The organism is Paenibacillus sp. ISL-20 (genome assembly GCF_018613005.1).
In the GTDB taxonomy this organism is placed as follows: domain Bacteria; phylum Bacillota; class Bacilli; order Paenibacillales; family Paenibacillaceae; genus Paenibacillus_AQ.
Map to the genome: position 1 here is coordinate 40,149 of NZ_JAGGRD010000059.1, position 13,620 is coordinate 53,768.

General features: G+C 47.8%; 13 protein-coding genes. 12 read left to right on the plus strand and 1 reads right to left on the minus strand.

Annotation, left to right across the window (positions count from 1 at the left end):
- The first annotated feature begins 55 nt into the window (after nucleotides 1-55).
- Nucleotides 56-505 carry a MarR family transcriptional regulator gene (locus J7E85_RS27990; RefSeq protein ID WP_215163210.1) on the plus strand — a complete coding sequence of 150 codons (450 nt, stop codon included), beginning with the start codon at nucleotides 56-58 and terminating at the stop codon, nucleotides 503-505.
- Between the two features lie 52 nt (nucleotides 506-557).
- The gene (locus J7E85_RS27995; protein ID WP_215163211.1) at nucleotides 558-2,063 is read left to right on the plus strand and encodes a DHA2 family efflux MFS transporter permease subunit; all 1,506 of its coding nucleotides are present in this window, start codon (nucleotides 558-560) and stop codon (nucleotides 2,061-2,063) included.
- 127 nt (nucleotides 2,064-2,190) lie between these two features.
- Here J7E85_RS27995 and J7E85_RS28000 read toward each other — a convergent pair whose 3' ends face one another.
- On the minus strand, nucleotides 2,191-2,355 hold the full coding sequence (locus J7E85_RS28000) for a DUF1328 domain-containing protein (protein WP_006212708.1): 165 nt from the start codon (nucleotides 2,353-2,355) through the stop codon (nucleotides 2,191-2,193).
- A gap of 287 nt (nucleotides 2,356-2,642) precedes the next feature.
- Between J7E85_RS28000 and J7E85_RS28005 the strand changes: the two genes are divergently transcribed.
- The 10 genes from J7E85_RS28005 to J7E85_RS28050 all read left to right on the plus strand — a co-directional run bounded on the left by J7E85_RS28005 (nucleotide 2,643) and on the right by J7E85_RS28050 (nucleotide 13,588).
- Nucleotides 2,643-3,164 (plus strand): DUF948 domain-containing protein, encoded by a 522-nt coding sequence (locus J7E85_RS28005; RefSeq protein ID WP_215163212.1) that lies wholly within the window; start codon nucleotides 2,643-2,645, stop codon nucleotides 3,162-3,164.
- A gap of 57 nt (nucleotides 3,165-3,221) precedes the next feature.
- Entirely contained in the window at nucleotides 3,222-3,773 is a 552-nt protein-coding gene (locus J7E85_RS28010; RefSeq protein WP_215163213.1) for a hypothetical protein, read from the plus strand.
- A 68-nt stretch (nucleotides 3,774-3,841) separates the two neighbouring features.
- Complete coding sequence (locus J7E85_RS28015) at nucleotides 3,842-4,186, plus strand: YflT domain-containing protein (RefSeq protein ID WP_098748947.1); 345 nt, start codon at nucleotides 3,842-3,844, stop codon at nucleotides 4,184-4,186.
- 253 nt (nucleotides 4,187-4,439) lie between these two features.
- A complete protein-coding gene (locus J7E85_RS28020) occupies nucleotides 4,440-5,615 on the plus strand; it encodes a PP2C family protein-serine/threonine phosphatase (RefSeq protein ID WP_215163214.1) in 1,176 nt (391 codons plus the stop codon).
- The gene (locus J7E85_RS28025) at nucleotides 5,612-9,271 is read left to right on the plus strand and encodes a response regulator (RefSeq protein WP_215163215.1); all 3,660 of its coding nucleotides are present in this window, start codon (nucleotides 5,612-5,614) and stop codon (nucleotides 9,269-9,271) included. The genes J7E85_RS28020 and J7E85_RS28025 overlap by 4 nt, the downstream gene beginning before the upstream one ends.
- A gap of 78 nt (nucleotides 9,272-9,349) precedes the next feature.
- On the plus strand, nucleotides 9,350-10,204 hold the full coding sequence (locus J7E85_RS28030; RefSeq protein WP_371860449.1) for a CheR family methyltransferase: 855 nt from the start codon (nucleotides 9,350-9,352) through the stop codon (nucleotides 10,202-10,204).
- Nucleotides 10,205-10,224: 20 nt separating this feature from the next.
- On the plus strand, nucleotides 10,225-11,904 hold the full coding sequence (locus J7E85_RS28035) for a response regulator (RefSeq protein ID WP_215163216.1): 1,680 nt from the start codon (nucleotides 10,225-10,227) through the stop codon (nucleotides 11,902-11,904).
- Nucleotides 11,905-12,015: 111 nt separating this feature from the next.
- Nucleotides 12,016-12,339: an STAS domain-containing protein gene (locus J7E85_RS28040; RefSeq protein ID WP_009594079.1), complete on the plus strand. Its 324-nt coding sequence runs from the start codon at nucleotides 12,016-12,018 to the stop codon at nucleotides 12,337-12,339.
- 32 nt (nucleotides 12,340-12,371) lie between these two features.
- Nucleotides 12,372-12,821 carry an anti-sigma B factor RsbW gene (gene rsbW, locus J7E85_RS28045; protein ID WP_076325428.1) on the plus strand — a complete coding sequence of 150 codons (450 nt, stop codon included), beginning with the start codon at nucleotides 12,372-12,374 and terminating at the stop codon, nucleotides 12,819-12,821.
- Nucleotides 12,818-13,588, plus strand: a complete 771-nt coding sequence (locus tag J7E85_RS28050) for a sigma-70 family RNA polymerase sigma factor (RefSeq protein WP_215163217.1) — start codon at nucleotides 12,818-12,820, stop codon at nucleotides 13,586-13,588. The genes rsbW and J7E85_RS28050 overlap by 4 nt, the downstream gene beginning before the upstream one ends.
- Nucleotides 13,589-13,620: the final 32 nt, after the last annotated feature.

Here is a 13,620-nt window from a genome sequence, read left to right on the forward strand (position 1 = left end):
GAAGGCTGTCTCTGTTGAAGGAGTGCTGGACCTTTTAAAGGAGTGTAAAAAATACATGTCCATGCGGAATGAAATTCTGGAGTTGGAGATGCTATTTAAGAAGATGGTTCGGACTGTGCATCATGAATGGCAGAAGGAGGGATTTCCTAAACTAGGCAGAACCCAGTATACCGCCTTGGAGATGCTTCATGAACAGGGAGCTTTGAGATTGTCGGATTTGGCCGATTCCATTCATGTGACATGCGGAGCGGTTACAGGCATATCCGATAAATTAATCGAAGGTGGGTTCGCACGCCGAATAAGGGATACAGCCGACCGAAGAGTTATCCATCTGGAGATTACGCCGCTTGGGCGGGAACTGATCGAACAGCTGGCCAATAAACGTGCCGAGTTGAGCGATTTGTTATACGGTTTTCTAACGGCCGAAGAGGTTAAGCAGTTGAGTGTCCTATATCGCAAAATTTTGACCAATGTTGAGTTTATCCAGGGTCAGATGTCCACATAGAACTAACATGCTATATGTATGATTTTACTTAGAAAGAGAGTGAAGGCTGCACATGAGTACCCATACCGTTGCTCGCCCCGGCGAGCCTGTTAAGAAAGGCCCTATCATTGCTGCACTTATGATTGGCGCTTTCGTCGCCATTCTTAACCAGACATTGATGAATGTTGCTCTGCCGAGCATCATGGTAAATTTGAGCATTAAACCGACAGTAGCCCAGTGGCTGACCACAGGCTTTATGCTGGTGAACGGGGTCTTGATCCCCGTTACCGCTTATCTGATTGCGCGTTTCTCGACAAGGCAGCTGTTCATCAGTGCGATGACGCTGTTTACGATTGGCACCTTGCTGTGTGCCGTCAGCCCCAATTTTGCGTTCCTGCTTACCGGACGCCTCGTTCAGGCTGCAGGTGCAGGTATTTTGATGCCGCTTATGACCGTTGTATTTCTGAACATTTTCCCGATTGAGAATCGCGGCAAGGCGATGGGGATGATGGGGATCGCCATGATATTTGCTCCTGCTATCGGACCTACGCTTTCAGGATATATTGTGGAGCACTATGATTGGCGTGTGCTGTTCTACATGATTCTGCCTTTCTCGATCATAGCTACGCTAATCGGAGTTTTCTTCCTGAAAAATGTTACCGAGGTCAGCCGGCCGAAGCTGGACATGATCGCGATCATTTTGTCCACCTTGGGCTTTGGCGGTTTGCTGTACGGCTTCAGTGATGCCGGGAATGACGGTTGGTCCAGCACGCCGGTTGTTACGACCCTGGTGGTAGGTGCGATTTCCCTCATCCTGTTTGTATGGCGAGAGATGAAGGCCGACAATCCGATGCTGGAATTCCGGATATTCAAATATAACATGTTTACGTTGACGACCCTTATTAATGTTATTGTCACGATGGCGATGTATGCCGGCATGATCTTGCTGCCCATTTATCTGCAGCAGATTCGCGGATTCACGCCGGTGGAATCAGGACTTCTTATGCTTCCCGGCGCTATTCTGATGGGGATCATGTCACCGATTACGGGAGCGATCTTTGATAAGGTTGGCGCAAGATGGCTGGCTGTTATCGGTCTGGCGATTACGGTCCTGACGACGTGGGAGTTCAGTAATTTGACCGAAACAATGTCTTACAACCATATCATGATCCTCTATACGGCCCGCATGTTCGGGATGTCGATGCTCATGATGCCGATCCAGACGGCCGGACTGAATCAGCTCCCGCGGAGCTTGAACGCCCACGGTACGGCCATGTCGAATACACTCCGCATGGTTTCCGGCTCGATCGGAACGGCGATTCTTGTTACCGTAATGTCCACCCAGGCCGAGAGCAAAGGGGAAGCCCTGATGCAATCGGGACTATTTGATCCGAAGAATCAGGCCGACCTGCTCAAGCTGGGTAACGAAGCAACCATTTACGGCATTAATTATGCTTTTGTTATTGCCACATGGATCAGCGTCGCTTCCTTGATCTTGGCTTTCTTTATTAAGAAGACGAGACCGGCGGAAGAGCCGAAGACCTCAGGAAATCAGGAGGCTGCAGGAACGAACATATAACCTAATCCGATTTTGCGCAGTGCATAACGCATAAAAAGGGTGTCCAATCCGTTTATCAAACGGAGGACACCCTTTTTTTATTTCCAAATGTGTATATTCAATGCATGGCCTTTAGTATGTGACAGCGTCACATACTTCGTCTGCGTCCGGTGAAGAGAGAGATCACAAACAGGACAACGAAGATGAAGAACAGCACCTTCGCGATACTGGCTGCAGCCTCAACGATGCCGAAGAAGCCAAAGATCCCTGCAATCAGTGCAACAACTAGAAAAATTACAGACCATTTTAACATCCTATTCACCCTGCTTTCTTTATCGATTTTATTGGATATAGCAAGTAGTCTCATGAGGCTCCAAGAAGCGGCATATACCCAATTTGAAGCTCGGTAGGGAGCTGTCGGCGGTTGTCACAGCGCCCTTTACAGCGCCCTTTGTAGTGTTCTTTAACCGTGGCGGCAGAGGATGAAACAAGCTGCAGAACCATGGCATGAATGGCAATGGTTCCTTTGTTTCGTGAGCTGGGGGATAGGGTAACTATTGCGTATCCGAAACCAACATACTTGAAAGTGAGGGACAACGTATGCTAACCCAAATCAGTGTTGCCATTATTGCCGTGGCATTTGCGGTTCTGGTTTTCTTTTTAATCAAGACATTAAAGGCTGCGACACAATCGCTCGAAAAGGTAACAGAAACACTCCAGGATGTCCAAAAGACGGTGGACGAATTGACTTATGAAGTGAAGCAGACCATTCGAAATACGAACGATATTGCGGTGGATGTTCAGCATAAGATGAGACAGATTGATCCGGTGCTGGATACCGTCAAGAATCTGGGAGAAGCTTTAAGCGAGGTCACCTATGCCGTGAAGCAGGTATCCTCCGGCATGGTTAGCCGCTTTAAGCAATCCCGGATGGAACAGAAGAAAGAGCAGCCTGCCCGTACGGAAGTGCCTTTGACGGCTCAGGATCGTACATTCCAGTCCTATGATGCGGTATACCAGCATACGGAAGAAGAAGAAAAGTCACGCGGCCGGAATTGGTTAGCCTACGTGGATACAGCGGTTGGTCTGTGGAACAGCTTTCGTCGTCAAAAAGCCAGATAAATGTAAAAAAGCCAAGCCCGGGTATAGCTCTGCAAGCTGAAGAAAGGAGGAGGTCGCATGTGGAATGTCGCACTGTTGATGGTAGGGCTCTTGATTTACTCCGGAGGTGGAGGTGCTGTGGCAGAGCCGCAGCCTTCTGCCGGGATGTCGCCACCGCCTATTATTCATGCCGCATCGGATGTTAGACAAGCACAGACCAGCGACAACTCTACGGAGAGCTATCGAACTTTAAACGGGATTTCGTTAACGGATAACAAGCGCGATGTCATTCGCAAGCTGGGAGCACCGGCTCGAATGGAGCATGAGGAGCTGACCGGAATGACCAAGCTGGATTACAAAGATTTGGAGGTTGGGGTTCGCAACGGCTACACGGAATATGTTCATGTGAAGCCCTCTGCCGCATCCTTTCAGGTTGAAGACCAGCGTATAGGTATGACAACCAATCAAATTCGGGCATCTCTGGGTAAACCGTATTTTAAAGCGGAGGACGGGGATGTGTACCTTGAGGACCATCATGCGCTTAAGGTGTTTATTGACCGGAACTCCGGTGAAATTACAGGAATTGATTTGTTTTTCGATTATAGCGAGGTAAATTTGTTTCAACCTTAAGAAATCAGGTTAATAACAAATGGACTACAACCTACTGAGGTTTTACACTATTAGGGGAGGTTTTCACAATGGAATTTACCAATACGAAGTCATATGCCAAAGTCGTTGAGAACGGTACACAAGCGGTTCAGGAGGTTCAGAACCTGCGTCAGTCCGGTTACGATCAGGATCGGATTTATGTATTGGCTCATGATTCGGACAAGACAAGCCGGATCGTGGATGCATCCGATGCCAACAACGTAGGCATCAAGGAAGAAGGCGTGTTTGACGCCTTTGCGAATTTATTCCGGTCCCGCGGCGATGAGCTCCGCGCCAAAATCGTATCGCTTGGCTTCACGGAGGCTGAGGCTGGATTCTATGAGAAACAGCTGGACCTGGGCAAAGTACTCGTCATCGCTAAAAAAGATGAATGATATAGCATCGAAAACTCAGCTTATGGCAGCATCAAATAGTAGGCGTTATAGGACTTAAAACATAGATAAGGAATGAGACCTTGGACGTCTCATTCCTTATCTATGTTTTAAAAGAATGTTCCATAAACCTTATAAAGGTGGAAGATTCAAGACATAGAGCCTTTTTCTATAGCAATAGATCAGAAGGTTATTATAGTATAATAGTAGGAAAAGGATTTCTATCGTATAATCCGTAACGTTAAGGGAGAGGGCAATGAGAATATTAATCGTAGATGACAATCCGACTAACGTCATTATTATTCGAGAAATCTTAAAAAAGGAAAACTATCAGAATACTTTATCTGCATCTTCAGCCCTGGAAATGCTGGAACATCTGGGGATTGGCGATCGCAGCCGTGAGCTGCATCCCCGGAGAGCGGATATCGATTTGATTCTGCTCGATATGATGATGCCCGAGATGGATGGAATTGAAGCTTGCCGTATTGTACAGCAATATGAGCATTTGAAAGATATACCGATCATTATGGTCACTGCCGTCGGGGATTCCAAGAAGCTGGCGGAAGCGCTGGATGCCGGAGCCGTCGATTATGTGACGAAGCCGATCAACAAGGTGGAGCTTATGGCACGGATTCGTCTGGCGCTCCGGTTGAAGCATGAGAAAGACTGGCATATTGAGAGGGAACAGCGGGTCCAAGCTGAATTGAAGCTTGCGGCCATGGTTCAGAATGCCGTTTTGAGCTCACCAATTGAAGATGATCAGCTTGAGATTCATGCGTTATACCAGCCCTCAGCGGAGCTGGCGGGGGATTTGTATGCATGGTACCCGCTTGGCGAAGGCCGTTATGGCGTGATTCTGCTGGATATGATGGGACACGGGATTACTTCGTCCCTATTTTGCATGTTCATCGCTTCGGTTCTGAAGGACACGGTAACAACTTATGTCGAACCGGAGAAGGTGGTTCAGGAATTGAACCGCAGGTTCAATCAGTTAAACCTCGGCGAACAGCTGATACAGTACTATTTTACAGCGATCTATCTTGTTGTAGACACCCGTTTGAAGCGGGTGGACTATGTCAACGCAGGCCATCCTCCGGCTCTTTTCTTTCAGGAAAGCGGGGATGTGATGACCTTGGATCAAGGCTGCTGCCCAGTGGGGTTATTCGACCGGATCGAAGATATGGAGCCAAGAAGCTTTCAGTATGAAGGCGAAGGACATTTGGTTATGTATACGGATGGCCTGCTCGAGCTGATAGAGGGTGGTCATGACGAGAAGCTGGATTATCTGAAGGAACATTTGGGTGGCCCTCATCATTGGCGAGAAGATGAAATGAAGGAGCAATATTTTGTGGATGATCCATCGCAGGAGCGAGAGGACGATAAATGCCTGGTTTGGATATCTCTTAAAAAAGGAGAGGAAACCAATCAATGAAGCTTAGGAGCAAGTTAGTCATTGGTTTTACGACTTTACTGGCGCTCATGCTGGTTCTGACCTTGATTGGTTATGACCGAATCACTTATATGAAAGACCAGATGGATCAGGTCTATCAGGAGCGCTATCAAAAGGTACGAAACTCCAGCGCAATGCGCGGAGAGGTCAACGATATGGCGCGTGAGCTTACGAATATGATACTGAGTAATGACCAGTCCACGTACGCTGTGTCCGAACAGGAACTGGAAACGATGACAACACAAGTTCAGGCGTATTTTAAAGCGATCAAGGAAAGTGCAAATGCCGCCGAAGAGCAGCAATTGTTAGTCCGGATTGATCGTGCGGTGAATCAATATATCGTTTATCAAAACAAGACATTGGAACTATTGGCAAAGAGCAATGCAACAGAGGCCAATCTGCTACGCAGCTCGACTGGACAAGCTGTCCAGGAAGAGATGCTGACGAGTTTGAACGAGCTTAGCAGTTATGAGAACCAGAAGATCAATGATGAAATAACAGCAGCAAAAGCGGCATATGACCGCTCTGTCCAAATGTTCATCTATATCATGGCTGGCGGATTGTTAATCGGAATGCTGGTCATTCTATGGATTCTCCCAAGCATTACCCGGGGCATCAACGTGGTCTCCATGATGCTGAAGAGCTTTGGCGAAGGCAGATTGAAGGCGATCCGTCGTATTAAAGTTACGTCCAAGGATGAGTTTGGCGATGTGGCTCGGGTATTTAAAGACCTGTCGGAAGACATTATCGAGAAGCAGCGTATCGAGGAAACCTATCTCCAGGCGCAGCGTGATCAGTCCTGGCTGAACTCGAATATGGCCAGAGTCACGGAGCTGCTGGAGGGGATCAATTCCCTGGAGGAAGTCGGTCAGCGGTTCATCAGCGAATTCACGCCGATTTTGGGTGCTCATTATGGAGCTATCTATATCCGTCAAGAAGACAAACATCCGAATAAGTTGGAGATGAAAGGTTCCTACGCCCATGAAGGCGGCGAAGAGCCGAAGGTTGCCTTCATGATCGGGGAAGGGCTTGTTGGTCAAGTTGCATTCGACAAGAAACCGATCGTACTGAAAAGCGCACCGGAGGATTACATGAAGGTGGAATCCGCATGGGGATCATCGAAGCCAGCATCGGTCATGATCTATCCGATTCTGTTTGAAAATGAAGTGTTGGGTGTTATGGAGTTGGCTGCCTTTGAGGAAACAACCTCACTACAGCAGCAGCTAATATCTCAACTGAGCCAATCTCTTGGCATCCTTCTGAACAATATTACAGGCCGTCTGCGGGTGGAGCAGCTGCTGCGCGAATCGCAGGCCATGACCGAGGAACTTCAGGTTCAATCCGAAGAGCTGCAGACCCAGCAAGATGAGCTTCGCCGTACGAACGAAAATCTGGAGGAGCAAACCAATGCCCTCAAGCGTTCCGAGGACTTGCTGCAGCGCCAGCAGGAAGAGTTGGAGCATTACAATACCGAGCTTGTTGCCAAGACGCGTGCCCTTGAGGAACAGGTGCAGGAAGTGGAAGAGAAGAACGATGAAATCGAGAAGGCGAGAATGCAGCTTGAGCAGCAAGCGAAGCAGCTTTCGATTACAACCAAATATAAGTCGGAGTTCATGGCCAATATGTCCCACGAACTGCGGACCCCGCTTAACAGTCTGCTGATACTATCACAGCTGTTGTCGGAGAATAAGGATGGAAATCTGAGCAATAAGCAGATTGAATATGCACAGACTATTTACATGTCGGGCTCCGATCTACTGAAAATGATTGATGAGATTCTCGATTTGTCCAAAGTGGATGCAGGGAAAATGGAGATCCAATATGAGGATGTTCAGCTTCCGGATATTGAATCCTTTGTGGAGCAGAATTTTGCCGCCGTTGCATCGCGCAAGCATATTGACCTGGGTGTGCACATTGGTGCAGATATTCCGCAGAGCATTGTCACGGATAGCCATCGTGTGAAACAAATTCTTCGTAATCTGTTGTCGAACGCCTTTAAATTTACCAATAGCGGCTCTGTCGAGCTGCATGTGGAGAAGGCCGACAAGGAGAAACTTCCGCTTTACTTGAATGCCGAAGCGGATTATGTGGCCTTTGCTGTCAGAGATACCGGAATCGGTATCCCGGCTGATAAAACGGATCTGATCTTTGAAGCGTTCCAGCAGGTAGACGGCACAACCAGCCGTAAATACGGGGGAACCGGGCTTGGTTTATCCATCAGCCGCGAGCTTTCCCGTCTACTGGGCGGAGGCATTCTGGTTGAATCGGAAGAAGGCAAGGGAAGCTGCTTCACGCTCTTCCTGCCAGCTAGTCCTCCGGATTTGGTAGAAGGTACACAGCAGGCAGCCGCAGCAATTGAGGCACCACCGGAGCGTAATCTGATCGTGCCGAAGGCAAAGATGATTACGAAAGAGGTTCAGCCGTCCGTACAGGTGGATGACGATCGCAACCAGCTCGGACCGACAGATAAAGTGTTGCTTATCATTGAGGATGACGTGAAGTTTGCCAGAATTCTTATGGATATGGCCAGAGGACGCGGCTTCAAGGCGTTGGTTGCATTGCAGGGGGATATCGGTCTGGAGATGGCCAAGTCGTACAAACCGGATGCCATCATCCTGGATATCCAGCTTCCGGTTATTGACGGCTGGTCTGTCATGGGCGAGTTGAAGAGCTCTGCGGTTACGCGCCACATTCCAGTGCATGTCATTTCGGTCGTGGATGAAGTGAAGCAAGGATTAATGATGGGAGCGATCGCTTACTTGAAGAAGCCGTCATCCAGAGAAGCGTTGGAAGGCGCGTTTACGCATATCGAATCCTATACGGAAAAATCGATGAAGCATCTGCTGATTGTCGAGGATGATGACATTCAGCGGAATTCCATTATTGAATTGATTGGTCATGACGATGTATCGATTACGGCGGCATCCACAGGTGCCGAAGCGCTCAGTGAGTTGCACAAACAGCACTATGATTGTATGGTGCTTGATCTGATGCTGACGGACATGACAGGTTTTGAGCTGCTAGATCAGATCCGCGACGATGAGAACCTGGTGGATCTGCCGATCATTATTTATACAGGCAAGGACCTTGATTCGAAGGAAGAGATGCAGCTTCGCAAATATGCGGAATCGATCATCATTAAAGACGTGAAATCGCCAGAGCGGCTTTTGGATGAAACGACGCTGTTCCTACATCGGGTCGAGGCTGATTTGCCGGAAGATAAGCGTAAAATCCTGCAGAAACTGCACAACAAGGAAGAGCTGTTTGAAGGTAAGAAGATTCTGCTGGTGGATGATGATATCCGCAACGTGTTTGCTCTCTCCAGCGTGCTGGAGGGATACCATATGGAAGTTACCTTCGCTGAGAACGGCCGGGAAGCAATCGAGCTGCTTCAGGAACATCCGGATTTTGATCTGGTGTTAATGGATATGATGATGCCGGAGATGGACGGTTATGAAGCGATGCGACGTTTACGCGAAATGCCGGAATTCGAGAAACTGCCGATTATTGCCCTGACAGCCAAAGCCATGAAAGAGGATCGAGCGAAATGTATTGAAGCGGGAGCTTCCGATTATATGAAGAAGCCGATACAAACGGAGCAACTTCTTTCGCTTATGAGGGTTTGGTTGTATTCGTAAGCTGCTTTTGTGGGTAAAGTACAAGTAGCAAATAAACACGGGGAAAGCGGTGCAAGCGTAATGTCATCTAGTGACCATATGGAATCAGAACAACTGTTGTTAACAGAGGAAAGCGAACGTGAGCTGGAACAGATCGAGATTGAGCTTCTTTTGGAAGGTATTCATCGATTCTATGGTTACGACTTTCGCAATTACGCTATTCCCTCATTGAGGCGGAGAATCTGGCATCATGTTCATGCCGAGGGCGTATCCACAATCTCAGCCCTTCAGGATAAAGTACTTCACGACCGTTCTTGTTTTGAACGGCTCATATATAATCTATCGATTCCGGTTACTGAAATGTTCAGGGATCCGAAACTGTTCCTGACATTCAGGCAGTCGGTAGTTCCATTGCTTCGTACGTATCCTTATATACGGATTTGGCATGCCGGCTGTTCGACCGGAGAAGAAGTGTATTCCATGGCCATTTTGCTTCATGAAGAGGGATTGTATGAGAAATCCCGGATTTATGCAACAGACATGAATTCACGTTCTCTCCAGCAGGCCAAGGAAGGCGTATTCGATATCAAACGCATGAAGCAATACACCAAGAATTATATGGAGGCGGGCGGTACCCGCTCGTTCTCCGAATACTATACAGCGAAGTACAATTCGGTTATTTTTCAACCGTTCTTGAAGAAAAACATGATATTTGCCGAGCATAATTTGGCAACAGACCGTTCCTTTAACGAGTTTAATGTGATCTTTTGCCGGAATGTCATGATTTATTTTAATGATCAGCTGCGGGATCACGTACATGGATTATTTCACGAGAGTCTAAGCCATTTTGGTATTCTCGTACTGGGTTCTAAAGAGTCCATACACTTTACGAATTATAGTGAAGCTTATGAGACGCTGGACCGGGTGGAGAAAATATACCGGAAGATTAAATAGAAGTTTTGTAGGAGGATATCATGGGGTTTCACGAACCGATTCATATTCTGTTGGTAGATGACCGCCCTGAAAACTTACTTGCACTCGAAGCTGTTCTGGACAGCGAACAATACACGCTCATTAAAGCTACTTCGGGGGAAGAGGCTTTGCGATATCTCTTGAAGTATGATTTTGCCGTGATTGTTCTCGATGTACAAATGCCCGGCATGGACGGTATCGAAACAGCAAGGCTGATCAAGGCGAGAGACAAGACAAAGGATATTCCGATTATATTCATTTCCGCGAACAGCAAGGACGCGGAGCATCTTTTTGCAGGATACTCTGCGGGGGCAATCGACTATATGGTTAAACCCTTTATCCCTCAAATCTTGAAGTCCAAGATCGAGGGTTTTGTCGATATGTACCGGACCAATAAGAGGCTGAAAATTCAGTCCATGCAGTTGCACCAGAAGACCCAGGAGCTTGAAAAGATTAATCAAGAACTTGTGCTGGCCAAGGAAGAGGCGGAGATTGCCGCCAAAGCCAAAACGGAGTTTCTGGCGATGATGAGTCACGAGATCCGCACGCCGATGAATGGCGTCATCGGGATGATTGATTTGCTGATGGACAGCGATCTTCAAAATGAGCAGCGGGAGTACGCTTCGATTATCCGCAACAGCGCGGATGCCTTGGTTAACATCATTAATGACATTCTGGATTTCTCCAAGATGGAATCAGGCAAAATGGAGCTGGAGGAATATCCGTTCGATCTCAAGTCCTGCGTTCAGGAAGTGTTTGGTTTGTTCTCCGGAGAAGCCTCCAAGAAGAATCTGGAGCTTACGTATTACATTGAGGATCATATTCCTGCGATCATATTCGGTGATATGGGACGCCTTCGTCAAGTGTTGGTGAATCTGGTATCCAATGCCGTGAAGTTTACGAATGAGGGCGGCGTGTATTTGGTTGTTTCGCTTGCCCAAGCTGAAGAGGACCGGTTAACCCTTGAATTCACAGTGAAGGATACGGGGATCGGTATCTCATCCAAGAAACTTGATCGGCTATTCAAGCCGTTTTCTCAATTGGATTCCTCGATGACAAGGCGCTACGGCGGAACAGGACTTGGGCTTGCGATCTGTAAATCGCTCGTACAGATGATGGGCGGAGAGATCGCGGTTGAGTCCATGGAAGGCAAGGGAGCCACCTTCGTATTTTCGATCTGCGTTCATACGCATGAGGAAGAGTATCATCGACTCCGAGAAGAGGAGCGTTCGGCAAAATATCGTGTGCATGGGGAGAGGCAACCAAACATCCTGATTGTGGATGATCATCCGATTAATCGAAAGCTGATGGACAGCATGCTGGGAAAGATGGGGATGAAAGCGGATATGGCGGAGGACGGCAGGCAGGCGGTTGAGATGGTTGCCGGTCCTAAAGTCTACGATATGATCTTCATGGATTTGCAGATGCCGGTAATGGACGGCCTGGAGGCAGCGCGTCTGATCCGCCAGATGAAGCCGGAAGCTGAGGCTCCCGTTCTGGTTGCGATGACGGCTAATGTGATGGACGGGATTCAGAAGCGCTGCTTTGACGCTGGCATGAATGAATATATCAGCAAGCCGGTCAAAATCAGCTGTGTGAAGCATCTGATATCCCGGTATGTACCGGTAGAACCGGAAGGATGGGATATCACCCCAAGCCCTGTTCGCATCATTAACGGTTAGCGCAGCAATCGGTTTCCATATATTAGCGTGTCTACAACCCTCTTAACCTGTTTCAACAAGCCAGATAACGGGTTATGTAAAGGGAAAACAAATGATTGGGAGAGAGTGTCTATGAATACAAAAACGAATGATAAGTTCAATGCTAAGACCCAAATGAACGAGGGCGTATGCACGGTATTTTTGAGCGGTGAACTTGATCTGTCCGTCGCTCCGGATTTTCGGTTAGTCATGGAGCCTCTTGTCGGCAATTCCGAAGTAGACTTGATCGTCAACATGAAGGACATGACATATATTGATAGCACGGGTATTGGTATTCTTCTGTCGATACTGAAAGCCAGACATGGCATGGAAGCACGCTTTGCAGTCGAGGAAGTTCCGCCGCAAATTCAAAAGCTGTTCGATATGACGGGTATTGCGAAGTTCTTTCAGTCGTAAGAAGAATTCCCAATAGGAAAGGATCGAAAAGAATGAATTCAGATGTACAAAGAGTAACGCTTAATTTGCCTGCCAGTGCTGAATATGTGGATATTGTAAGACTGAATCTGTACGGGATAGCTTCCAAGATGGGCTTTTCCTATGAAGAGATTGAAGATATGAAGGTTGCGGTATCGGAGGCCTGTAATAACTCGGTCTTGTATGCTTATAGTCAGGAAGGCGGGATGGTAGAGGTTTTATTTCAAGTGACCAGCGATTCGCTATCCATTACGGTCAGAGACGAAGGGGAGAGTTTCGACAGTGTGGGAGCGGTTGGCAACCGTACACTTCATGATAAAGATCTCAGCGAGGTCCAAATCGGAGGACTAGGCTTCTACCTGATGGAGGCGCTTATGGATGAGGTAAGCGTGACAAACCAGGCTGGAAAGGGAACCGAGGTTACGCTGACAAAGCGGCTCGCAAGAAGCGAGGAGCCGGTATGAGTGATAAGGCGACTCCCCAAGAGTCCAGAGATGAAGCCGTTCATTTAATTGAACAGTATCAGCAAACGAAGGATAACGATATCGCGACGGTGCTGATTAAGAAATATGAACCGATGGTTAAAATGGCGTCAGGCAAGATTGCCCGAAATCGGCCCGACCTGTATGAGGATTTGTATCAGGTTGGCCAAATGGCATTAATTCGCCTTCTGCAGCAATATGACATCAGCCTGGGGATTCCGTTTGAGCCCTATGCCATGAAGAGCATGATCGGGCATATGAAAAACTTCCTCCGCGATAAATCATGGTACATTCAAGTACCAAGACGAATCAAGGAGAAGGGTGCCTTAGTTCAGCAAGCGATTGATGAATTAATGGTGAAGCTGGAGAGATCTCCCGATGTGAATGAGATTGCATCCTACCTGGATCTTTCCGTTGAGGAAACGGTTGAAGTGCTAGCCGGACGTGAATGCTATCATTATGTATCATTGGATTCCCCTTTATCTCAGGAAGAAACCGGAGCGACGCTTGGAGAGCTAATCAGTTCGGATGTAAATGATTTTGATTCCGTTGAGAAGCGCATGGATCTTCAGCAGGCGATGAGCCAGTTGAAGGAGCAAGAGCAGAAGGTGCTATTGCTGGCATTTCAGGAGGGACAGTCCCAGAGAGCGATCGCTCAGAGGTTAGGCGTGTCGCAAATGAGTGTCTCGCGTATCCAGAAGCGGGCAACGGAAAAACTGAAGCAGATCATGTCCAATTCTTCTTACTGATATGGACAAGCCTCTTAGAAACAGACGTATAG